At 42.6% G+C, this 22,234-nt stretch carries 19 protein-coding genes; 3 read left to right on the top strand and 16 right to left on the bottom strand.

Annotated elements, in window-relative coordinates; all coding sequences use genetic code 11:
• Positions 1 to 20: 20 nt before the first annotated feature.
• The 4 genes from JV16_RS07225 to JV16_RS07210 form a co-directional block, all read right to left on the bottom strand.
• On the bottom strand, positions 21 to 1,748 hold the full coding sequence (locus tag JV16_RS07225; protein ID WP_042534971.1) for an IucA/IucC family protein: 1,728 nt from the start codon (positions 1,746 to 1,748) through the stop codon (positions 21 to 23).
• Positions 1,720 to 3,540 carry an IucA/IucC family protein gene (locus JV16_RS07220; protein ID WP_042534969.1) on the bottom strand — a complete coding sequence of 607 codons (1,821 nt, stop codon included), beginning with the start codon at positions 3,538 to 3,540 and terminating at the stop codon, positions 1,720 to 1,722. Before JV16_RS07220 ends, JV16_RS07225 begins: the two co-directional genes overlap by 29 nt.
• Positions 3,541 to 3,653: 113 nt before the next feature.
• Entirely contained in the window at positions 3,654 to 4,586 is a 933-nt protein-coding gene (locus JV16_RS07215; protein ID WP_042534968.1) for an ABC transporter substrate-binding protein, read from the bottom strand.
• Between the two features lie 133 nt (positions 4,587 to 4,719).
• Entirely contained in the window at positions 4,720 to 6,102 is a 1,383-nt protein-coding gene (locus JV16_RS07210; RefSeq protein ID WP_244463799.1) for an AraC family transcriptional regulator, read from the bottom strand.
• A 257-nt stretch (positions 6,103 to 6,359) separates the two neighbouring features.
• On the opposite strand from JV16_RS07210, the gene JV16_RS07205 reads away from it, so the two are divergent.
• Positions 6,360 to 7,382 carry a FecCD family ABC transporter permease gene (locus JV16_RS07205; protein ID WP_042534966.1) on the top strand — a complete coding sequence of 341 codons (1,023 nt, stop codon included), beginning with the start codon at positions 6,360 to 6,362 and terminating at the stop codon, positions 7,380 to 7,382.
• Positions 7,382 to 8,404, top strand: a complete 1,023-nt coding sequence (locus JV16_RS07200; protein WP_042534965.1) for a FecCD family ABC transporter permease — start codon at positions 7,382 to 7,384, stop codon at positions 8,402 to 8,404. Before JV16_RS07205 ends, JV16_RS07200 begins: the two co-directional genes overlap by 1 nt.
• A gap of 42 nt (positions 8,405 to 8,446) precedes the next feature.
• Here JV16_RS07200 and JV16_RS07195 read toward each other — a convergent pair whose 3' ends face one another.
• From JV16_RS07195 to JV16_RS07155, 9 genes are all read right to left on the bottom strand, one after another.
• Positions 8,447 to 8,767 (bottom strand): antibiotic biosynthesis monooxygenase family protein, encoded by a 321-nt coding sequence (locus JV16_RS07195; RefSeq protein ID WP_042534963.1) that lies wholly within the window; start codon positions 8,765 to 8,767, stop codon positions 8,447 to 8,449.
• A 110-nt stretch (positions 8,768 to 8,877) separates the two neighbouring features.
• A complete protein-coding gene (locus JV16_RS07190) occupies positions 8,878 to 9,495 on the bottom strand; it encodes a thymidine kinase (protein ID WP_042534961.1) in 618 nt (205 codons plus the stop codon).
• Positions 9,496 to 9,579: 84 nt separating this feature from the next.
• Positions 9,580 to 9,780 carry a 50S ribosomal protein L31 gene (rpmE, locus tag JV16_RS07185; protein WP_003397039.1) on the bottom strand — a complete coding sequence of 67 codons (201 nt, stop codon included), beginning with the start codon at positions 9,778 to 9,780 and terminating at the stop codon, positions 9,580 to 9,582.
• Positions 9,781 to 9,890: 110 nt separating this feature from the next.
• Complete coding sequence (gene rho / locus JV16_RS07180) at positions 9,891 to 11,177, bottom strand: transcription termination factor Rho (protein WP_042534959.1); 1,287 nt, start codon at positions 11,175 to 11,177, stop codon at positions 9,891 to 9,893.
• Positions 11,178 to 11,346: 169 nt separating this feature from the next.
• On the bottom strand, positions 11,347 to 12,309 hold the full coding sequence (glpX, locus tag JV16_RS07175) for a class II fructose-bisphosphatase (RefSeq protein ID WP_009360978.1): 963 nt from the start codon (positions 12,307 to 12,309) through the stop codon (positions 11,347 to 11,349).
• Positions 12,310 to 12,335: 26 nt separating this feature from the next.
• Positions 12,336 to 13,622, bottom strand: a complete 1,287-nt coding sequence (locus tag JV16_RS07170; RefSeq protein ID WP_009360979.1) for a UDP-N-acetylglucosamine 1-carboxyvinyltransferase — start codon at positions 13,620 to 13,622, stop codon at positions 12,336 to 12,338.
• Positions 13,623 to 13,679: 57 nt separating this feature from the next.
• Positions 13,680 to 14,327: a fructose-6-phosphate aldolase gene (gene fsa / locus JV16_RS07165; protein ID WP_009360980.1), complete on the bottom strand. Its 648-nt coding sequence runs from the start codon at positions 14,325 to 14,327 to the stop codon at positions 13,680 to 13,682.
• Positions 14,328 to 14,410: 83 nt separating this feature from the next.
• Positions 14,411 to 15,271, bottom strand: coding sequence for a class II fructose-bisphosphate aldolase (locus JV16_RS07160; protein ID WP_021094333.1), 861 nt, complete (start codon positions 15,269 to 15,271; stop codon positions 14,411 to 14,413).
• A 204-nt stretch (positions 15,272 to 15,475) separates the two neighbouring features.
• The gene (locus JV16_RS07155; RefSeq protein ID WP_009360982.1) at positions 15,476 to 15,835 is read right to left on the bottom strand and encodes a response regulator; all 360 of its coding nucleotides are present in this window, start codon (positions 15,833 to 15,835) and stop codon (positions 15,476 to 15,478) included.
• A 172-nt stretch (positions 15,836 to 16,007) separates the two neighbouring features.
• Here JV16_RS07155 and JV16_RS07150 point away from each other — a divergent pair, with 172 nt between their 5' ends.
• Positions 16,008 to 16,526, top strand: a complete 519-nt coding sequence (locus JV16_RS07150; protein ID WP_042534957.1) for a DUF2529 domain-containing protein — start codon at positions 16,008 to 16,010, stop codon at positions 16,524 to 16,526.
• A gap of 27 nt (positions 16,527 to 16,553) precedes the next feature.
• Here JV16_RS07150 and JV16_RS07145 read toward each other — a convergent pair whose 3' ends face one another.
• The 3 genes from JV16_RS07145 to icmF all read right to left on the bottom strand — a co-directional run bounded on the left by JV16_RS07145 (position 16,554) and on the right by icmF (position 22,231).
• On the bottom strand, positions 16,554 to 18,149 hold the full coding sequence (locus JV16_RS07145; RefSeq protein WP_042534956.1) for a CTP synthase: 1,596 nt from the start codon (positions 18,147 to 18,149) through the stop codon (positions 16,554 to 16,556).
• A gap of 156 nt (positions 18,150 to 18,305) precedes the next feature.
• Positions 18,306 to 18,905 (bottom strand): DNA-directed RNA polymerase subunit delta, encoded by a 600-nt coding sequence (rpoE, locus tag JV16_RS07140; protein WP_042534954.1) that lies wholly within the window; start codon positions 18,903 to 18,905, stop codon positions 18,306 to 18,308.
• 71 nt (positions 18,906 to 18,976) lie between these two features.
• The gene (gene icmF, locus JV16_RS07135) at positions 18,977 to 22,231 is read right to left on the bottom strand and encodes a fused isobutyryl-CoA mutase/GTPase IcmF (protein ID WP_021094337.1); all 3,255 of its coding nucleotides are present in this window, start codon (positions 22,229 to 22,231) and stop codon (positions 18,977 to 18,979) included.
• Positions 22,232 to 22,234: the final 3 nt, after the last annotated feature.

Raw genomic sequence — 22,234 nt, 5'->3', positions numbered from 1 at the left:
GTCGTTCGACCCCTTTTTGCTTATTGTGATTCTATGGCAAGCGCATTGGTAACGATATGACGATGATGGCCTTTTTGGATTTTATTTCGCAAAAGCGATTCCACGAAAATTTTCGGTTGAGATGGATGGAGCATAGCATGCCGCTCTTTTAAATGAGAAAAACGACCGATATGCTTTTCTATGATTTCGCGAACAAGCGACCAAAATTTATGTTCGCAAAACAAACCGTGCTCCTCCAATGCGTAAGACACCTCGCTTAAATGGAACACAAACAATGTATCCATCACAAGTTCTCTTAGCGCCTCAATCGACGACATCCAATAATACTCATCATCGCACCCATTTTGAAACCGCGGATGAATCTCTCGAAAATTCGGAACTAAATCCGTCCTCACCACGTAATCGTGAACATATTCCACACTTTCATGAAAATCACGAAGGGCGATGCGCATCGGCCATCCGTCTTCATGAAATAAAATCATGTTTTGAGCGTGCGCTTCGATGCCAATTCCATGAGCGACCAATAAATGCCATACAGGAAGAACCGCAACCTCTAAAAACCGTTTGATCCATCTTTCCGTTCCGTATTCCTTCAACCATTCATCCACGAATAAGCGGCCGTCTTGTTCCGTCATCATAAGTGCTGTAAACGGTACGGCTTTCTCGTCGCTTTCTAAATAAAGGTGCACGCTTTCCCGCCAAATCGCTCCGATTTGTCCGTTGAGTTCTGGATGATCGTTTCGTTCAAACGCAACGCTTGCGTATTCTTTCAAAAGAACGAGGCGACACTCTTTTTGTAAAAAAGTGTCAGAAAAAACAATCGACTGAAGCCAATCGGAAAGAAGAGGTGCCGCACATACGGTATGAGGCGCCAGCGTTCGAAGCGAAGAAGTATTAATCATGTTCATCGGCAGTTTCATGTAAGCTTTTTTTAAGTTGTCAACATTCCATAACGTTCGAACGGATTGCGTAGCGCTGTAGTCATCCCCGCATCGCCCTAATAGGAGGAGCTCATTTCTTTCGATCAATGGTTGAATCCCAATCATCTGCAATTCCTTCCACTGCCACGGATGAATTGGAACGAATGTATACTCTTTCAAATTTCCGCCTAGAGATAAGAGGGTTTGCGATAAATGATGATAGAGGCTGCTCCCTAATTCTTCCTCCCAAAAAAGCGATTCGTCTTGCGGGAAACATAGTTGCACATCTTTTCTTCTTGCCGCCGCCCAATAAAGCTTAAATGGACGTTTTCCTTCTGGTCCGAAAGCTTGATGATCAGACAAGGAAAATCCGGATCGCGCTTTATAGCAAGGATGGTACAGATGTCCTTCCGTAATGGACGACTCTAACTGTTCGTATGATAAATGCCTCCTTGATTTTGGAATATCAACATGTTTTTCCGTCCAATCACTCAATTGTATCGTCTGTTCGAGTTCGTACATCAACTGATTTTTCACACTCGAATCGGCCGTCAACTCTTCGACGATGTCCTCAATCGTTGTCGGTCGGATGGAACGATCCTCTCCCACCATGTAAATGTCATCATGCAGCCGAATGCGATCAAACGACATTCTTTTTCCAATACATTGAAACATTCGATTCCGATCGCCCAATTGATAAACAAATTCATTATCATCAGAAAGAGGTTTTTCATTATACGGGATGAGCTGTTCAAATAAAATAGCTTCCATCAATTGCCTTCTTACCCGAAGCGTCGACTTAGTGAGAGCTCGCTGGGATTGGCTCATACTGTTCCTCCTTTTTCCATGCGCTGGCGGCCAATGGATTTTCTATCTCCGTATAAACCGCTTGTTCGAACTGTGACATCAACTCATCAACGCCATGAAAACACGTCAATAAATTCGCTTTACACGGAATGTTTCGCTCATACAACAAATACTGCACAAACCTTTTCCCAGCCCCTGTTAGTTTCGGTTCTAGCCGTCGAAGTTGATGAATGACCCATTCAACGAGCGCTTCCTCCCGAACGAGCCCATCAGCACCGAAACGATGAATAACGGAAAAGAGCTGATTGAAACATAAATAATACGCAAAACGCTCTTGAATGATACATTCATCATAAAAAAGTTCCGGCGTCTCGACTAGAGACGGTTCGATGGAGAGCAGATCCTCTTTGTGCAACGCCGATAAATAATATCCTTGATTGTCTCGAAAATAATATGCGGTCGGATAGCCTGACGAAATATCAAGGACACTGTTTTGTTGATGGGCCTCAAGCGCGATCCCATATTCATCATAGAGACGAATAAGAGGTATGATCGCACAAGAGAAATATTGCTGAAACCAGCGAGTGCTCACCTCTTCAATCGTAGTGCATTCTTTATTTGCCAGTTCGCATATAAGTCGCTTCAACCTCGATTCAAATGGTGGCAGCGGGTCTTGGACAAAAGCCGCAATGGAGGTAATTCCTTTATCTTTTCCAGCTTTAAAACAATTAGAACGAATAATGACTTCAAATCCAGACTCTTTTCCATCACCAAAATCAACGGTTATATACGCTGGGTCTTGAATGATTCGAAATGAAGGATATTTTTGAAAAAAACTGATTTTCTTAACTAATCTTGCCATCACGACCCCAGCCTTTAGCTCATGAAGACGATTGGCTCGCAACGAATTCGTCACTTTAACAGGTATAGAGAATTTGTACATCCAATCGTCTTCCGGATGATAGACCGTTCGTATAGAAGAGGTCGGCGCGTATGAGCGTCCTAGCAATCCGATACTTTCTAATACCCCTTCTTCGATCTTTTTTTGAACGTTTGCTTGTTCCAACAGCCATTGCGCCTGTAGTGGATGCAAAGGTATAATTACTTCGTCATCTTCGGTCGGAATAATCAATTGTTGCTTAACTAATGATTCTTTGATTAGCTCACTTGCCCGCTGGGCGGCAACAGATTCTTCTTTAACCCAGTTTCGCTTCACCTTAAAATAATGTAACTTAAATACCCCTCTCAATTCTGGCGAAAATTGCTCTTGATGCCACGTAGGCATACCTTGCCGACTTTTAGGGGTCGGATGAAACCAATGTCCAAATAGGAGCGACTGCTCGGTTTCGATGAAACGATTTTGAGCAGAATATAAAAATTCCCCGTCATTTCTCCTTTTTTCAATATATAGGCTCATCGTTTGGTAGCTGTCAATTAGCCGAAAAAGTAGTTCATCATAGCTGGAAGATAATGAATTTCCTTTTTGAGAGTTGAGCTCCTGAATGAACATCAATATAACAGAAAGCGCATGTTCTACTTTCCATTCTTTCGTCTGAAACACATATTTCAATACGTGTCCAAATATATGTCTGCCGACAAAAGACTTGTACTTCACTTCAATAGCGAGCCGAACGTTTTGATTTGACAATGTCAATTCAAGCACATGCATAATGTCTGGCATCATGTTCACCTTGTTTTTCTTTCCCCACTCTTTCACATCAAACCATGTTCCCGCATCGACTTCGCGCAGGTAACTATTCAAAAACGCTTGAAGCGTCGCTTGCTCAGCAACTTGTTTAGATGATTTGTTCATGAAATATTTCAATCCCTCCAGATGAAACGATAGTGATTCTCAATTAACACAAAAATTTTTTGGTAAATAAAGAAGGCAAGATCGTTCATATAACGAACGACCTTGACTAGAGATTATTCACCTAGCAACATTTTCTCAATCTCTTTTAATCCTTTTTTCCGCTCAATTGGATCCCAAAATCCCCATGTAGTAGTGAGTGTGTAAACGTGATTATTTTTAACAGCTTTCAAACTGTTCCAAACTTCTCCTTTTGTCACAGTATCATAAAACTCTCCGCTGTTAAAATATGTAATATCAATAATGTGATCTGGATTGTATTTTACTAGCCCTTCAATAGAAACGTTTTCACCAAAGTCTTCCGGCAAACCTTCCGCAGGGGTTAATCCTAAATCATCAAATAACAATGCGTTTACAGCATGATTTTTCGTTCCGAAGACACGAATATCTTTTTTACCAATTGCTACCGCCATAAATGTTTCGTTTCCAACTTTCTCCTTAATGCGTTTACCGATTTCTTTCGCCTCTTTTTCTAAATCCTCAATTACTTTTTTTCCTTCTTCCAATTTTCCAACTGCTTCTGTAATTTTTAGATGATCTTCTTTCCAGTCTCCCCCTACTTCGATGACAACGGTTGGAATGGTGTCTGCTAATTGATCGTATAAAGGCTTGTAGCGATCACTAATAATTAATAAATCTGGATCTAAATCTATAATTTGTTCAGGACTGAATTCATCTGCATACGGCAAGGCCTTAACCCCTTCAAGTTCGTCCTTTAAGTGTGGCGGAAATTCGTTGTCATACGCCATAACTGCATACGGTTTTACACCTACAGAAACGAGCGAACCTTCCCATGACACATGCGATAAAACAACTACTTTTTTCGGGTTTAACGGCACTTCTGTTTTTCCCATCAAATGCTCCACAGTACGAGTTTTCTTTGTTTCCTCCTTCGGCTCACCGCTTGCTTGTTCCTTGGCTTCACATCCGACTAGAACAAGTAACAAAGCGATCACCAGCATACTAAATGAAGTTAATAAACGCTTCATAACCATCCTCCTAAAAATAAATGAAAATGAAATTCATTTTTAATATTAAACTGTGGCAACTAACGTTGAACATGGATATATTCGCTTTTTCGCATGGACAAAATAAACTATTTGATGGTTTTATTGTTATATTTTACTTTATATATTTTTTGAAAAAGTTTACCATATGATTAATCATATGCTTTCTCCCTAACGGTCCCCAAGGATCCCATTCTATACTGTTAGGATAGTAAACATTTCGATTTTTTATTGCGTCGATCTTTTTCCACTCTTTGTTGTTTACTAGTTTTTGTACATCTTTCTCATGACTCCAAAGAATTAATATTCGATCAGGATTCATGTAAGCAAGATCTTCGACTTGAATGACCCTATAACTTTTATCCGGCAAACAATCATCTGGTTCAAAACCGAGTTTTTGAAAAAACAAATCTGAAAAGGCGTGACCTGTTTTGCCATATAAGCGCACTTCGTTTGCACGAACCCAAATGACAGACCACTTTCCAACGCTAGACAATGGACGAAGTATCTCTTTCGCTCTACTCTCTAATTGTTGAATATCTTCAATGATTGACTCTATTTTTTGTTCTTCTTCTACGATATAAGCAATTTTCTGCAAATAAGCATCCCAAGTCGACTGAAAAGGGATATGATGCACATGTGTTTGCTGTGTCCATAATGCGGACTGTTCTGCATCTTGACGAAGTGGTGTTTTAATGATCATATCAGGTTGTGTTCTCAACACTTCTTCCCGATTAAAATATTTTTCAGCGTTTAATAATAACGTTCCTTCGAGACCGCGACATAAGTAGGACGGGAGTCCGTGGGAAAATTCTGTCGGATATGCAGGAGCCGCAACTGGTTGTATTCCTAACGATAATAAATGATCTTGTAGTAAAAGTTGGCTAATGATCGCTATCCTTTTCTGAGCACGTTTCATAAAAATTGTCGGAGCGACTCCTTCTCTTTTTTTAAATAGTCGGCTGAAATAAAACTCGTCCTGCACACCAATTCGAAGTGCAATTTCTTTCAATGCTATCCCCTTTTCCTGAATCATTAGTTTCTTAGCTAATTTCATCCGTTCTTGATGAATAAATTCCTTCGGAGACACTCCAGTTTTTTGACGGAAAACGCGCGCAAAAGAAGAGGATGTCATCCCTATGCGATTAGCTAGATCCGATACACATATCGTCTCGTGCAAATGCTGTCGAATATATTGACTAGCTTGTTCAATTCCATCCATTTTCATATAGTCTGTTATCATTGAAAGCATCTTCCAGATTAAAGATTGAAATCGACATTGCTCAGACAAAACGCTACTTTTTTGGATTCTCAGTAACTCCTTCCAAATTGGAACCATTTTTATAGGTGACTGCCTTGCAAACACAACATCTCGAAACGGAACGAGCCATTTTGATTGTTGGTGACAATCTAAAATGTATACATCCATGCTTTCAGAAGAAGAAGTTAACAAACAAGGAGATTCCACAATGACGCTCATCCCCTCAACAAGCAGCATCTGTTTCTCCCCCTGTGTTAATTGCCCTTGTCCGGATGATACGTATAAAAGATGACTTCCTTCTTGAAACTCTTTCTTTTCCCCTTCTTTTATTTCCGTGTATGAAACTTTTATACAATCATGAAATAAAACGTAGGTCACTAATAGAACCTTCCTTTCTTGAAAATGATTGACAAAGAACAAAAAATGATAGTAGACTAATAAAGAATTTATATAAATGATAATCATTTTCAACAAAAGTTTTTGAGGTGGCAAAAATGGTCATTCCAAAAAATATTCTTAAAAAAGGATTTAATCATCCGATAACTTGGTGTATAACAGGAAGTTTTCTTGTTTTTTTATCTTTTCTGTTGTCTGTTGGACTAGGAGCGGTAGCGATTCCCCTCCATGTTCTGATAGACGCAATCGTGTCTTTTCAGCCTGATAACATAAAGCATCAGCTAGTTTGGGAAGTTCGTCTGCCTCGTGCCTTTGCCGCTTTGTTTATTGGGGCAGCGTTAGCTGTAGCTGGTGCCATTATGCAAGGAGTAACTAGAAATCCATTAGCTGATCCGTCCATTATTGGCGTTACACAAGGAGCAGGACTCGCCATCGCTCTTTGCTTTGCCATTTTATCATCCGGTTCTTATTGGATGCTTTTAGGATGGTCATTTGTCGGTTCAGCAATTGCCTCGATATTAATTCTTGTATTTTCAAATATTTCTAAAGAAAAATTTTCACCTGTGACAATCGCATTAGCAGGGGTTGCTTTAAGTACGCTATTTAGCGCCTTATCAACAGGCATTGCTCTCTATTTTCAAGTTGCTCAAGATGTTAGCTTTTGGTTTTCAGGTGGTTTATCTGGAACTAAGTGGGATCATGTATATATTTTAATTCCTATCGTTCTCATTGGTCTTACCTTGTCCTTATGGATCAGTCGTCCATTAACACTTCTCTCACTCGGAGAGGAAACTTCTATAAGTTTAGGACAATCAAATCATAAGACGAGAGTGATCGGTTTAATCGCTGTCATCCTCCTATCAAGTGTTGCTGTCTCGATCGCAGGAACAATCGGTTTTATCGGCTTAATTATTCCGCATATTGTACGACTGTTCGTCGGTCATGAATATAAATGGATTTTGCCTAGTAGCGCCATAGCAGGAGCGCTGCTTTTATTAACTGCAGATGTTTTAGCTCGAATGATCAATGCCCCTTTTGAAACACCGGTAAGCGCCATTACTGCCATACTTGGGGTGCCTATTTTACTTCATCTCGCCCGTCGCAAAAGGAGGAGCATATAATGGATTGGTGGCTTACGTTCTCTCGTGCAATGAAATGGTTTTTGATTTTCGTATTTCTAATTATTTTCATTTTTATCATTAGTTTGTCTACTGGAATGATTGCGATCAGTTTTCATGATATTCTCAATACATTGATTGGAAACGGAACGGCGAAACAAGAGCTTGTTTTGTTCCAACTTCGTCTTCCAAGAATGATAATGGCTCTTCTCATCGGTGCAGGACTCGCTTTGTCTGGTGCCATATTACAAGGGCTATCAAGAAATTCCCTTGCAGATCCGGGAATCTTAGGTATCAATGCTGGAGCTGGATTGACCGTTGTATTATGCATTTATTTTTTACATGGAAAATATTTCACTTCACCTTTTTTTCTTCCTATGTTTGCTTTTGTAGGTGCCCTTACTATTGCTATAATCATTTATATATTGTCATGGCAAAAAGGTATTGAACCTAATCGCCTTTTGCTCGTTGGCATTGGAATTAACGCCTTGTGCGGAGCGCTATTAATCATTTTTCAAATGAAAATGGATCCGCGAGACTTCCAGAAAGCAACTATTTGGCTAACAGGAAGTATTTGGGGAGCTCAATGGAAATATGTTTGGGCGCTTGTTCCATGGATTGTCATTTTACTCCCCATCTCATTTTGGCAGGCAAAAGCAATGAACATATTTCAATTGGGCGAATCCGTTTCAATCGCACTTGGTGTTCATGTCGAACGCCAGAGAAGATTTTTGCTTTGTATATCCGCCGCTCTAGCTGGTGCTTGCGTAGCAGTCGGAGGGGGCATTTCTTTCGTTGGATTATTAGCCCCACATCTGGCCCGACGTTTAATTGGTCCGAATTATTACAGTTTACTACCTCTATCAGCTCTTATCGGGGCGACACTTTTACTCGTAGCCGATATGATTGGGAAAAACATACTAGCACCAGCAGATATTCCGATTGGTGTAGTCACTTCTATTATTGGCTCTCCTTATTTAATTTACATGTTGCTTACAAGAAAAAACAGCGGGCTACAAAATTAAAGCGGGTAATATCCCGCTTTTTGCACGTCTAAAAACACTACTTCACTGAGCACAACTTTTTGTCGTGAGGACGTGATATACATCTTGTTTTCCTTCAATGATGTAGGAAGGGGAGGGCTTCCCACGTTCAGCTTTATGACCAGCTAGATGCGCTTCGCTCGTTTCCCACGCTTTCCAATCTTCCTCGGATTCCCAGCGAATCATAATAAGAAACTCTTCATCCCCTCTTCTCTTTTTTTTCTTAAGAACACTTAAATCGATAAAGCCCGATTGTTGTTCTATTAAACCTTTGCCTGCAAATCGCTCGACAATCTTCTCACCATGTCCTTCTGCTACAATAATCGTCTTCATTTGAACAAACATTTCCTATTCCTCCTCTGTTTTGAATATATGTTATTATAAATGAAAATAATATTCATTTTCAACAAATAACTTTTTCTAGTTCATACAAATAAAAAGAGCCCTCGTTTTTTTCATGAGAGCTCTTTCATTTGTAATTGTTGTATTTTCGCCGGATGATCAGGCACTTCATGATGATGGCGGCATCGTGGTTCGTACGATTCGCTTGCTCCGATTAAAATGACGGGATCGTGGTAAGATGCTGGACGCCCATTAATGAGCCGCTGTGTGCGCGATGCAGGGGAACCGCAAACGGTGCAAACCGCCTGTAGCTTTGTCACCGATTCAGCAATCGCCATCAGCGTTGGAACAGGGCCGAACGGTTCGCCGCGAAAATCTTGATCTAAACCTGCTACGATGACGCGATATCCTTCATCGGCGAGCCGTTGAACAACATCAACGACATGTTCGTCAAAAAATTGCACTTCATCAATCGCGACAACGTCTGTATGCGTTGTCAAGTGCTTTCGAATGTCTGATGCACATGACACAGGAATAGCAATAACAGATGTTCCATTATGAGAAACGACTGCTTCTTCGCTATATCGATTATCGATCGCTGGCTTAAACACTTTCACTTCTTGTTTCGCAAACTGCGCGCGTCGTACGCGGCGGATCAGTTCTTCCGATTTTCCGGAAAACATGCTTCCGCAAATGACTTCTAGCCAGCCGGATTGCTTCATAACATACATCAGGGCGACCCCTTTCTTTCAAACTTTCACGAAAAAAACAGGCAAGTGAAAAAAGTTCGCTTGCCTGTTTTCATGACATACGGATTACTTAAGGCCGTATTTTTTGTTAAATTTATCAACACGTCCTGCAGCAGAAGCGAATTTTTGACGTCCTGTGTAGAATGGGTGGCACGCTGAGCAAATTTCTACGCGCACTTCGTCTTTCACAGAACCGCTCTCAAACTCGTTTCCACACGCGCATTTAACCATCACTTTTTTATAGTTTGGATGGATTCCTGCTTTCATCTTATTTCATCTCCTTCCGCCCTGAATCTTTTCGAAACAGAGTTTATATGCAATGAAAAACACACATGATAAAATTATAACAATCGTATCACTGTTTTGCAACTATCCATTTATAACCGTTTTAAATTTCCGGCTGTTTTCCACTCTTCATCTAACATCGCAAAAAATTCTTCGTTCGTTTTCGTTTGCTTTAATCGATGAATAAATCGCTCAATAAAGTCTGGGGTATCTGACATCGTTTTACGAATGGCCCACAATTTTTCTAAATGTTCTTTTGGAATTAATAACTCTTCTTTTCGCGTGCCAGAACGACGAATGTCGATAGCAGGGAAAATTCGTTTTTCCGCTAATGAACGATCGAGATGAAGCTCCATATTTCCTGTTCCTTTAAATTCTTCATAAATGACATCGTCCATGCGCGAACCTGTATCGACAAGAGCGGTAGCTAAAATCGTTAAGCTGCCCCCTTCTTCGATGTTTCGCGCCGCTCCAAAAAACCGTTTCGGACGGTGGAATGCGGCCGGGTCAATTCCTCCCGATAACGTACGTCCGCTTGGCGGAATGACTAAGTTGTATGCGCGCGCTAAACGTGTAATACCATCCATTAAAATGACGACATCACGCTTATGTTCAACGAGACGCATCGCACGTTCGAGCACAAGCTCTGCCACTTTAATATGGTTTTCCGGCACTTCATCAAACGTCGAGCTGACGACATCTGCCGATACAGAACGTTCAATATCCGTCACTTCTTCTGGGCGCTCATCAATAAGCAAAACGATAAGTTCAACATCTGGATGGTTCGTTGTAATGCTGTTGGCAATTTCTTTTAACAACATCGTTTTTCCCGCTTTCGGAGGCGCAACAATTAAACCGCGCTGACCGAATCCGATCGGAGCAATCAAATCAATGAGGCGAGTAGATAGCTTGTCCGGTGTTGTTTCTAGTTTCATTTGTCGGTTCGGATAAAGCGGTGTCAGCACCGGGAAGTGAACGCGTTCTTTCGCAATTTCTGGGTCTTCACCGTTTACTGCCTCGACGTGCAGTAAGCCGAAATACCGTTCATTTTCTTTTGGCGGGCGCACTTTTCCTGATACTTTATCACCGTTGCGCAAATCAAAGCGGCGAATTTGCGATGCGGAAATATAAATATCTTCCGAACTAGGGGAATAGTTAATTGGACGTAAAAAACCGAATCCTTCTGATTGAATAATTTCAAGCACGCCTTCCATGAAAAAGAGGCCGTCTTGTTCAGCGCGCGCTTTTAAAATGGCAAAAATCAATTCTTTCTTTGTCAGTTTACTGTAATACGAAACTTTGTATTGGCGAGCTAATTCATATAGCTCTTTAATCGTCATATTTTCTAGCGTTGCAATCGTTAAATCTCCTAACTCCATACTTACACCACTCTTTTATTTAATTTTCATGAATTGCTCTTTTGGATGGAAACAGCGAAGATGAAAAGATGATTACGAGAAGAAACGTAACATGATTATTTTACCCTTTTTTTATGTTGTCAATCAATAGAAAAAGAGCGAGAGCGCGAAAAGTTCGCGCATCTCGCGATTATTTGATGACGAGGTTCGGCTTTTTCCTTAAGCTATGGCGACCTTCAATGAAACGAACGGTACCTGATTTCGCGCGCATGACAACGGAATGCGTCTCGCCGTATGTCCCTTTAAATTGCACACCGCGCAACAATTCTCCGTCCGTTACACCCGTTGCGGCAAAAATGGCGTCGTCCCCTTTTACGAGATCTTCCATACGCAATACACGGTTTACATCTAACCCCATTTTTTTGCATCGCTCGAGTTCCGCATCGTTTTGCGGCAATAGCTTCCCTTGTATTTCCCCGCCGAGACATTTGAGCGCCACAGCGGCTAACACCCCTTCTGGAGCGCCTCCTGACCCAAATAAAATGTCTACCCCTGTATGGTCAAACGCTGTATTAATCGCTGCGGCAACATCGCCGTCATTAATGAGCTTAATGCGCGCTCCTGCTTCACGCAACTCCGCAATGATGCGCTCATGGCGCGGACGATTTAAAATGATCGCCACAACGTCTTCAATATCTTTATTTTTCGCTTTGGCAACAGCTTTTAAATTATCGATAATTGGAGCGTTAATGTCGATCATGCCGACCGCTTCTGGCCCAACCGCAATTTTGTCCATGTACATATCTGGCGCATGAAGCAAATTGCCGTGATCCGCCACAGCGACGACCGCTAACGCGTTCCATCCACCAGAAGCGACAATGTTCGTTCCTTCAAGCGGATCAACCGCCACATCAACGCGCGGACCGTACCCGTTGCCGAGCTTTTCCCCAATATATAGCATCGGTGCTTCGTCCATTTCCCCTTCACCGATGACGACCGTTCCTTTCATCGGAATCGTATCAAATACGTCGCGCATCGCAGACGTGGCCGCTTCGTCTGCTTCGTCTTTTTTCCCGCGCCCCATCCAGCGGGCTGCAGCTAATGCAGCCGCTTCTGTGACGCGGACAAGCTCCATTGATAAACTTCTTTCCATCGTTTCTCCCTCTCCCCTTTGGTGCATTATGTGTTCTTCAGTTGCTCGATTTCTTGTTCTGTCATTTGTTCGCGCCAAACGGTAGCGCCAAGGTTGACAAGTTTGTCAACTAAGTTGCTGTAGCCGCGATCAATATGTTCTAATCCTGTAATTTCTGTAACCCCTTCGGCCATTAATCCAGCGACGACAAGCGCGGCACCTGCACGCAAATCGGTTGCACGCACTTTCGCCCCTTGTAGTCGTGATGGACCCGTAATAATGGCTGAACGTCCTTCGACTTTCACATTGGCGTTCATGCGCCGCAATTCATCAATATGTTTAAATCGGGCGCTATAAATCGTATCTGTCACAATGCTCGTCCCAGACGCTTTCGTTAATAGTGAAGTGAATGGCTGTTGTAAATCGGTCGGAAAGCCGGGGTAAACGAGCGTTTTAATATCGACGGCACGAAGATGGTCTTTCGTCGCAATAAAAATTTGGTCATCACTCGTTTCAACAACGACACCCATTTCTCGCATTTTTGCAATGACTGCTTCTAAATGCTGCGGAATGACGTTGTCAATAATCATTTCTTTCCCCATGGCTGCACCGATAATCATATACGTTCCCGCTTCAATGCGATCCGGAATAATGGAATGGCGGCAACCGTGCAACTGTTCTACACCGTCAATGCGAATGACATCCGTTCCTGCCCCTTTAATACGCGCGCCCATGTTCGTCAACAACGTCGCAACGTCAATAATTTCCGGCTCTTTTGCCGCGTTTTCAATAATTGTTCTCCCTTTTGCTAGGACGGCAGCTAACATAATGTTGATCGTCGCCCCAACGCTGACAACGTCCAAATAAATGCGCGCTCCACGAAGCTCTTCCGCCCGTAAATAAATCGCTCCTTGCTCGTTAGTCACTTTCGCTCCAAGCGCCTCAAACCCTTTAATATGCTGATCGATCGGCCGCGGCCCTAAATGGCAGCCGCCCGGAAGACCGATGACCGCTTTTTTAAAACGTCCGAGCATCGCGCCCATCAAGTAATATGACGCGCGCAATTTTTTCACTTTTCCGTTCGGCAAAGGCATGGAAACGATATGCGACGGGTCAATGACGACTTCGTTTTCGTCAAAATGAAATGTACCGCCAATTTCTTCAATTAATTGTCCTAACACATGAACGTCTGAAATGTTCGGCAACCCTTCAATGACTACAGGTGAGTTTGCTAAAATAGCGGCTGGAATGAGCGCGACGGCGCTATTTTTCGCTCCACTAATGCGCACGGAGCCTTGAAGGAGGTCACCGCCAACAATTTTTAACTTTTCCATATGTGTCTCCCTTCTCGCAAAGCAAGTCCTAGAACGCGACGGAAAACTGCTAAATCATTATTTTTGGTTTGCTTTATTCCAGTCTGCTAAAAACTTTTCGATGCCTTGATCTGTAAGCGGATGTTTAAATAGTTGCATAAGCACATTGTAAGGCACTGTCGCAATGTGTGCACCTTTTAATGCTGCCTCTGTCACATGTTGTGGGTGACGAATAGATGCGGCGATAATTTCTGTATCAATGTCGTGAATGGCAAAAATGTTCGCAATCGTTTCAATTAACTCTAAGCCGTTATGGCCGATATCATCTAAACGACCTAAAAACGGCGATACGTATGTCGCACCAGCACGCGCCGCTAGCAATGCCTGATTCGCGCTAAAAATAAGTGTGACGTTTGTTTTAATTCCTTTTTCACTAAATACTTTTACCGCCTTTAACCCTTCTGGCGTCATCGGCACTTTAATTGTAATGTTTGGTGCGATTTTTGCTAATTCTTCCCCTTCTGCAATCATTCCTTCTGCATCGGTTGCGATTACCTCCGCACTAACGGAACCGGAAACGAGAGAAGTAATTTCACGAAGACGATCGTGGAACGATACGTTTTCTTTTGCGACGAGGCTTGGGTTTGTTGTTACCCCCGCTAAAATGCCTAGTTCATGGGCGTGGCGAATTTCATCAATATTTGCCGTGTCAATAAAAAATTTCATAATTTTCAACCTCCTAAACGCTTTCAAAAATGGAATGAAACAAAACCGCCCGCTTCAGCAAGGCTGAAACGGTGCGGCTTGTATTACAACGCTTTGCCGGAAGAACCGAATTCGCGCATTTTGCCGATGACTGTTTCTTTAATCGCATCGCGACCAGGGCCGAGGAATTTGCGCGGATCGTACACTTTTTCATCTTTCGCTAACACTTCGCGCACAACTTTTGTAAACGCCATTTGGTTTTCTGTATTGACGTTAATTTTAGATGTACCAAGCGAGATGGCACGTTGAATTTGTTCTGTTGGGATGCCTGTTCCGCCGTGTAAAACGAGCGGTACACCTGTACGATCGCGAATTTCTTCCATCTCTTTAAATCCTAATTTTGGCTCTCCTTTGTATGGACCGTGTACAGAACCGAGCGCTGGCGCTAAACAGTCAATGCCTGTGCGCTTGACAAGCTCTTCGCACTCATCTGGATTTGCATAAATAATTCCTTCCGCAACAACGTCATCTTCTTGTCCGCCGACTGTTCCTAACTCCGCTTCAACAGATACACCACGCGCATGAGCATACTCAACAACTTTTGTTGTAATTTCAACGTTCTCTTCAAACGGATGATGGGATGCATCGATCATGACTGATGTAAATCCAGCGTCAATCGCTGCTTTACATTTTTCAAAGCTTGAACCGTGGTCAAGGTGAATTGCGACAGGAACAGTAATGTTCATGTCTTCCATTAATCCTTTCACCATGTTCACAATCGTTTTGAAGCCGCCCATGTAGCGAGCTGCTCCTTCAGACACGCCAAGGATCACAGGAGATTTTTCTTCTTCCGCTGCTGCTAAAATGGCTTGTGTCCATTCTAAGTTGTTAATATTGAATTGACCGACTGCATACTTGCCTGCCAATGCTTGTTTAAGCATTTCCGTCATCGAAACTAAAGGCATCGCTAAATCCTCCTTAAATGTAGCCATTATTCACTATCCGAAAGCGCCTTTCACATGTACAATGACCAAAATACGACAAATTTATACAAGACGATATCGAATAGTATGTACATTATAAGAATAACAAACTTTGTTTCCATACATCAACATTATTCACCGAAACGAACGAAACTTTGTGAAAAAAGTTCAAAAAGCTGTCAACGGTTAACCAATATATTTTTTCACTGCATCACGCATATCGTCTATATCAAAAGGTTTCGCAAAATGGGTCAGCGCACCGAGCTTTTTCGTTTCATGAATCATATCGAGTTCGCCGTAAGCCGTCATCACGATGACTTTTACATGCTCATTCATTTCTTTCATCTTCTTTAAAATTTCTACCCCATCCATGCCTGGAATTTTCATATCTAACAACACTAAATCGGGGGAGTGCTTCGCAAACAAATCGAGCGCTTGAACACCGTTTGCTGCTTGATACGTTTCATATCCTTCTTTTTGAAACACCTCGTTTAATAAAATGCGAATGCCGAATTGGTCGTCCACAATCAAAATCTTCCCCGCCATGATAAACACCTCTATTTTCTCTTTTTCATATGTAACATTCCTATTTTTATTATCGTATCATTATTTCGAAATTTTTACCATTTATCCTGCTTCATGTTCTAATTTTGATCATTTTTTTATTTTCTAATATAATGAGCAACAAAGGAAAAGTCGCATGAAAAGGAGATGGATCATGTTAAAAATATTATCGACGCAGCTTGCAGGTGTGTTTCAGCGAATAAGTGCGCAAGAGGAGGAGCAGTTTGAAGATGCTGCCCGTTTATTTGCCCAAGCGATCATTAGCGACGGGACCATTTTTGTTTACGGCATGGACGAAATGGAAGCTGTCGTTGCTGAAGCGCTACATGGAGCTGAAAAATTGCCGAACGTTAAACCGCTAAACATGAACGAAGTAACGACCGCTGACCGCGTGCTCATCGTTTCACGCTTTTGCACAGATGAAGAAGCGATTCGCATCGCCAAACAGCTTCACGAACAAAACATATGGACGATCGGTATGTCATCTATCGCAGAGGAAACGAAACCGTCGCTCGTTGATTACGTCGATGTGCATATTGATTTATGTTTAAAACAGCCGCTCGTTCCAATAGAAGGTGGCTCACGTATCGGCTTCCCTTCGGCTGTCGCCGCTTTGTTCGCTTATCATAGTTTATTGCTAATGACAAAAGAAATGGTTGCCGAATATGAATAAGAGGATGCCCATAGCGGACATCCTCTATTATTTTTCTAGCGATGCGCGAATAAATTCGCGGAAAAGTGGTTGCGGGCGCGTCGGACGAGATGTGAATTCCGGATGGAACTGCGCTGCGACAAACCACGGATGATCTTTCAACTCGATAATTTCTACAAGACGGCCATCTGGGCTTGTTCCTGAAAAGACAAAACCGTTTTCTTCCATCATCGTACGATATTCATTGTTGAATTCATAACGATGGCGATGGCGCTCATAAATGACTTCATCTTGATATGCTTCGTACGCTTTCGTTCCCTCAACGAGCTTGCACGGATATAAACCGAGACGAAGCGTTCCCCCTAAATCTTCGATATCTTTTTGCTCTGGCAATAAGTCGATAATCGGATGTGGTGTGTTTGGATTAATTTCTGCTGAATGGGCATCTTTTAATCCGACGACATGACGAGCAAACTCCACAGATGCTAACTGCATACCTAGACAAATGCCAAGGAATGGGATGCGTTGCTCACGCGCATAGCGAATCGCCTCAATTTTTCCTTCAATTCCACGATCGCCAAATCCGCCTGGAACGAGAATACCGTTTACTCCTTGAAGCAACTGCGCCACATTGTCGCGATCGACATGCTCAGAGTTAATCCAACGAATATCTATATCCGCATCAAACGCATATCCTGCATGACGTAACGCTTCCACGACAGAAATGTACGCATCTTGAAGCTCAACGTATTTTCCAACGAGCGCAATCGTTGTTTTGTTTGATAAATTGCGCACTTTTTCAACGAGTGCGATCCATTCTGTCATATCCGCTTCTTTGCAGTTTAGTTTTAAATGCTCACAAACAATTTGGTCTAATTTTTGTTCTTGAAGCATGAGCGGTACAGCGTATAACGTATCGGCATCGCGCGCTTCAATGACCGCTTTCGGATCAATGTCACAGAATAAAGCAATTTTATCTTTCATATCTTGAGACATTGGCATTTCTGTGCGCACGACGATGACGTTTGGCTGAATGCCTAAGCTGCGCAACTCTTTAACGCTATGTTGCGTCGGTTTCGTTTTCATTTCACCTGCCGCTTTAATGTACGGCACAAGCGTACAATGAATGTACATCACATTGTCGCGACCGACGTCGCTTTTAATTTGCCGAATCGCTTCTAAAAACGGAAGAGATTCGATGTCGCCAACCGTTCCGCCAATTTCCGTAATGACGACATCAGCGTTCGTTTCACGTCCTGCTCGGAACACACGTTCTTTAATTTCGTTTGTAATGTGCGGAATAACTTGTACCGTTCCGCCTAAATAGTCGCCACGGCGTTCCTTTTTCAATACGGTCGAATAAATTTTTCCTGTTGTCACGTTGCTATATTTGTTTAAGTTAATGTCAATAAAGCGCTCATAATGACCTAAATCTAAGTCCGTTTCCGCTCCGTCATCTGTGACGAACACTTCTCCGTGTTGATACGGACTCATCGTTCCAGGGTCAACGTTAATGTACGGATCAAATTTTTGAATCGTTACTTTCAAACCACGATTTTTTAATAATCGACCGAGTGAAGCAGCCGTAATTCCTTTCCCAAGCGATGAAACGACGCCGCCTGTTACAAAAATATATTTCGTCATCAAACCTTCCCCCTCAACTCATTTGGAATAGTTACAGTGTGTGCGAATTCGGGGAAAAATAAAAACGCTCCGCTTACAAATATGTAAGGGAGCGAACGTATCTCTATGAAAAGAGCCCAAACAGAATTCTACATATATCGATGTAAAAAGTCAAGGTTATAATTCCTCATCTTCTTCTAACTCTAATTCTTCATCGACGACGTCTAACTCTTCATCAAGCGGGGCATCATCTAAATTGAGTTCTTCATCTAATAAATCGTCGATCACTTCTTCATCTTCATCTAATACAAAATCATCGTCTAACAGCTCTTCATCATCTAATAACTCTTCGTCTAAATCGTCATATACTAATTCGTCTTCATCGATGATATCGTCAAAGTCATCAAAGTCATCCGCCACTTTTTTCTTCTTCTTCACGCGCTCGACAGGTACCGCTTCATCTTCTGTTTGATCGTATGGATACCATGCGCGCAAGCCCCAAGCTGTTTCCCCGATACAAATAAACCGTCCATCGACGTTTAAATCTGTATAAAACTGCGCCAACCGCGCGCTCACTTCGCTTTCAGATAATCCTTTAATCGCGACTAGCTGTTCGACCATCTCTTGAAAAGATACCGTCTGCTTTTTCTCACACAATAGCAAATATGCAAGTTCGACAAAAGACATCTCTCGCAATTGTTCTTGAGAGTATTGCTCCAAACTCACTTTCCGCACTCCCTTTCTCCAACGTATGAAAACAACAAAAATCCATACCATTCATTATAAACAAATTCATTTACTTTATGCTAGAGCGTTGCCCAAAAAAAATGTCGGGACATTCCCCGACATTACATATTGCGGCGATATTGTCCACCGACTTCATACAACGCTTTTGTAATTTGTCCTAAGCTGGCGACTTTTACCGTCTCCATCAGCTCGGCGAAAATGTTTCCGCCGCTTACCGCGACATGTTTTAACCGCGCAAGCGCTTCTTCCACTTCGTCTTTATGTTCTTCATGGAATTTGCGTAAGTTTTCGAGTTGAAGCTGCTTTTCTTCATATGATGCCCGCGCGAGCTGCAAGCTTTCAATTTCTTCTTCGACTGCTGCGTTCGGATTTAAATATGTGTTTACGCCAATAATCGGCAGTTCTCCGCTATGTTTTTTCATTTCGTAATACATTGATTCATCTTGAATTTTGCCGCGCTGATATTGCATTTCCATCGCACCAAGCACACCGCCACGCTCGTCGAGACGCTCAAACTCTTTCAACACCGCTTCCTCAACTAAATCTGTTAATTCTTCGATAATGAATGAACCTTGTAGCGGATTTTCGTTTTTCGTTAGCCCATGTTCTTTTGTAATGATGAGCTGAATCGCCATCGCGCGACGGACAGACTCTTCAGTCGGCGTTGTGATTGCCTCGTCGTAAGCGTTCGTATGAAGCGAGTTACAGTTATCATGAAGCGCCATGAGCGCCTGTAACGTTGTGCGAATGTCATTAAAATCAATTTCTTGGGCGTGAAGCGAACGTCCTGATGTTTGTACGTGATATTTCAACTTTTGGCTTCGTTCATTCGCCCCGTATTTTTCTCGCATCGCAACCGCCCAAATGCGTCTTGCTACTCGACCGATTACTGTATATTCTGGATCGAGACCGTTGCTGAAGAAAAATGATAAGTTTGGTGCAAAGTCATCAATGTGCATGCCTCGGCTTAAATAATATTCGACGTACGTAAAGCCGTTCGCAAGCGTAAACGCTAATTGTGTAATCGGATTTGCTCCAGCTTCCGCAATATGGTAGCCTGAGATGGAAACAGAATAATAGTTACGGACACGATTGTCGATAAAATATTGTTGAATATCTCCCATCATGCGCAAAGCAAATTCGGTTGAAAAAATGCACGTATTTTGCCCTTGGTCTTCTTTTAAAATGTCCGCTTGGACCGTTCCACGTACCGTTTGCAACGTCTGTGCTTTCACTTGTTCGTATTCTTCTTGCGTCAGTTTTCGACCGAGCTCTGCTTCTTTCTTTTCCACTTGTTGATCGATCGCTGTATTCATAAACATCGCTAAAATGATCGGCGCAGGTCCATTAATCGTCATCGATACGGACGTGAGGGGATCGCACAAATCAAAACCTTTGTACAACTTTTTCATGTCATCTAACGTACAAACGCTTACACCGCTCTCGCCAATTTTTCCGAAAATGTCCGGACGTTCATTCGGATCTTCTCCATATAACGTCACGGAGTCGAATGCCGTACTTAACCGTTTCGCTGGGTCGTCTTTGCATAAGTAATGGAAACGGCGATTCGTCCGCTCCGGCGTACCTTCTCCGGCAAATTGTCGCTTCGGATCTTCCTCTTGCCGTTTAAACGGGAATACACCAGCTGTAAATGGAAATGCACCTGGAACATTTTCTTTATAAAGCCAGCGTAAAATTTCCCCGTAATCTTTAAACTTCGGCAACGCCACTTTCGGAATGTCTAAACCTGCTAAACTTTTCGTCTTTAGCGGTGTGACAATTTCTTTCTCGCGCACTTTTGTCACAAACTGTTCTGCGTTATATTTCTTTTTCACATCTTCCCATGAAGCTAATAACTTTCTTGACTCTGGTGTTAATTTTTCTTCATATGCTCGCTTAGCCTCTTGCAAAGCTGCCAACGCTTGTTCATCATGGCGTTCGTTCATCGTTTCAATGGCGCCTTCAAGCTGAAATATGCGGCGAGCGATGTCACATTGCTCATTGACGCGTTTATGATATTGTCGAATCGTATCAGCAATTTCGCGCAAATAATGGCGCCGTTCGTTCGGAATGATCACATTTTGTTTTTCGACATGATCCACTTTTTGCAACGTCGTCGTCCAATTTGTTCCCATTCGTTCGTTAATTAAGTCGATTAATGCGACAAAGAGCGTATTTGTTCCCGGGTCGTTAAATTGGCTTGCGATCGTGCCGAATACAGGCATTTCGCTCACATCGCGATCAAACAATTGATGGCTTCGTTGATATTGTTTTTGCACTTGGCGTTTCGCATCTTCTGAACCTTTGCGTTCAAATTTATTAATGACGATCAGATCGGCATAGTCGATCATATCGATTTTTTCGAGCTGCGATGGGGCGCCGAACTCGCTCGTCATCACATACATCGCAATATCACAAATATCTTTAATCGCTGCATCGCCTTGACCGATGCCGCTCGTTTCTACGATCACTAAATCAAAGCCTGCCGCTTTGACGACTTCAATGGCATCTTGAATCGCAAGCGACAATTCCGAACGCGAACTGCGCGTCGCTAAGCTGCGCATATAGACGCGCGGGGAAGAAATCGCATTCATGCGAATGCGGTCACCAAGCAATGCACCGCCCGTTTTTTGTTTTGTCGGATCAACCGATAAAATCGCCACTTTTTTCTCAGGAATTTCATTTAAAAAGCGACGGACGAGCTCATCTGTGAGCGAGCTTTTGCCGGCTCCACCTGTTCCGGTAATCCCGACGACGGGAACGCGCTTGGCCATCGCTTTGACCCGTTGTAAAACCGCTTCTGCTGTCGCAGCTACTTCACTATGGGCATTCACGCGGTTTTCACACACAGTAATTAAGCGCGCCACCGCTTGAACGTCTCCGTTTGCTAATCGTTCCACTTCATCTGTTATTTCTCTGACCGTTGGGAAATCGCATTCTTCCATCATGATGTTAATCATTCCTTGCAACCCGTAACGCCGCCCGTCTTCTGGTGAAAAAATACGAGCGATACCATACGCGTGCAATTCTTTTATTTCCCTTGGAATAATTACGCCGCCACCGCCACCGTAAATGCGAATATGCGAAGCGCCTCGCTGTTGCAATAAGTCGTACATATATTTAAAAAATTCCATATGTCCGCCTTGATACGAAGATACTGCAATTCCTTGTACGTCTTCTTGAATCGCAGCGTTCACAATTTCTTCTACTGAACGATTATGACCTAGATGAATGACCTCCGCTCCACTCGCTTGTAAAATGCGGCGCATAATGTTAATGGCCGCATCGTGCCCATCAAACAAACTCGATGCCGTCACAAAGCGAACGTGATGTTTTGGACGATAAATGTGCGCCATCTT

Origin of the sequence: Anoxybacillus ayderensis, from assembly GCF_000833605.1 — a bacterium.
GTDB lineage: Bacteria > Bacillota > Bacilli > Bacillales > Anoxybacillaceae > Anoxybacillus > Anoxybacillus ayderensis.
This window is presented reverse-complemented; position numbering and strand designations above follow the sequence as displayed.

Coding starts and splice junctions, on each gene's coding strand:
- JV16_RS07225 (WP_042534971.1), bottom strand. CDS start 1,748: ATGAGCCAATCCCAGCGAGCTCTCACTAAGTCGACGCTTCGGGTAAGA.
- JV16_RS07220 (WP_042534969.1), bottom strand. CDS start 3,540: ATGAACAAATCATCTAAACAAGTTGCTGAGCAAGCGACGCTTCAAGCG.
- JV16_RS07215 (WP_042534968.1), bottom strand. CDS start 4,586: ATGAAGCGTTTATTAACTTCATTTAGTATGCTGGTGATCGCTTTGTTA.
- JV16_RS07210 (WP_244463799.1), bottom strand. CDS start 6,102: ATGCTGCTTGTTGAGGGGATGAGCGTCATTGTGGAATCTCCTTGTTTG.
- JV16_RS07205 (WP_042534966.1), top strand. CDS start 6,360: ATGGTCATTCCAAAAAATATTCTTAAAAAAGGATTTAATCATCCGATA.
- JV16_RS07200 (WP_042534965.1), top strand. CDS start 7,382: ATGGATTGGTGGCTTACGTTCTCTCGTGCAATGAAATGGTTTTTGATT.
- JV16_RS07195 (WP_042534963.1), bottom strand. CDS start 8,767: ATGTTTGTTCAAATGAAGACGATTATTGTAGCAGAAGGACATGGTGAG.
- JV16_RS07190 (WP_042534961.1), bottom strand. CDS start 9,495: ATGTATGTTATGAAGCAATCCGGCTGGCTAGAAGTCATTTGCGGAAGC.
- rpmE (WP_003397039.1), bottom strand. CDS start 9,780: ATGAAAGCAGGAATCCATCCAAACTATAAAAAAGTGATGGTTAAATGC.
- rho (WP_042534959.1), bottom strand. CDS start 11,177: ATGGAGTTAGGAGATTTAACGATTGCAACGCTAGAAAATATGACGATT.
- glpX (WP_009360978.1), bottom strand. CDS start 12,309: ATGGAAAGAAGTTTATCAATGGAGCTTGTCCGCGTCACAGAAGCGGCT.
- JV16_RS07170 (WP_009360979.1), bottom strand. CDS start 13,622: ATGGAAAAGTTAAAAATTGTTGGCGGTGACCTCCTTCAAGGCTCCGTG.
- fsa (WP_009360980.1), bottom strand. CDS start 14,327: ATGAAATTTTTTATTGACACGGCAAATATTGATGAAATTCGCCACGCC.
- JV16_RS07160 (WP_021094333.1), bottom strand. CDS start 15,271: ATGCCTTTAGTTTCGATGACGGAAATGCTTAAACAAGCATTGGCAGGC.
- JV16_RS07155 (WP_009360982.1), bottom strand. CDS start 15,835: ATGGCGGGGAAGATTTTGATTGTGGACGACCAATTCGGCATTCGCATT.
- JV16_RS07150 (WP_042534957.1), top strand. CDS start 16,008: ATGTTAAAAATATTATCGACGCAGCTTGCAGGTGTGTTTCAGCGAATA.
- JV16_RS07145 (WP_042534956.1), bottom strand. CDS start 18,149: ATGACGAAATATATTTTTGTAACAGGCGGCGTCGTTTCATCGCTTGGG.
- rpoE (WP_042534954.1), bottom strand. CDS start 18,905: ATGGTATGGATTTTTGTTGTTTTCATACGTTGGAGAAAGGGAGTGCGG.
- icmF (WP_021094337.1), bottom strand. CDS start 22,231: ATGGCGCACATTTATCGTCCAAAACATCACGTTCGCTTTGTGACGGCA.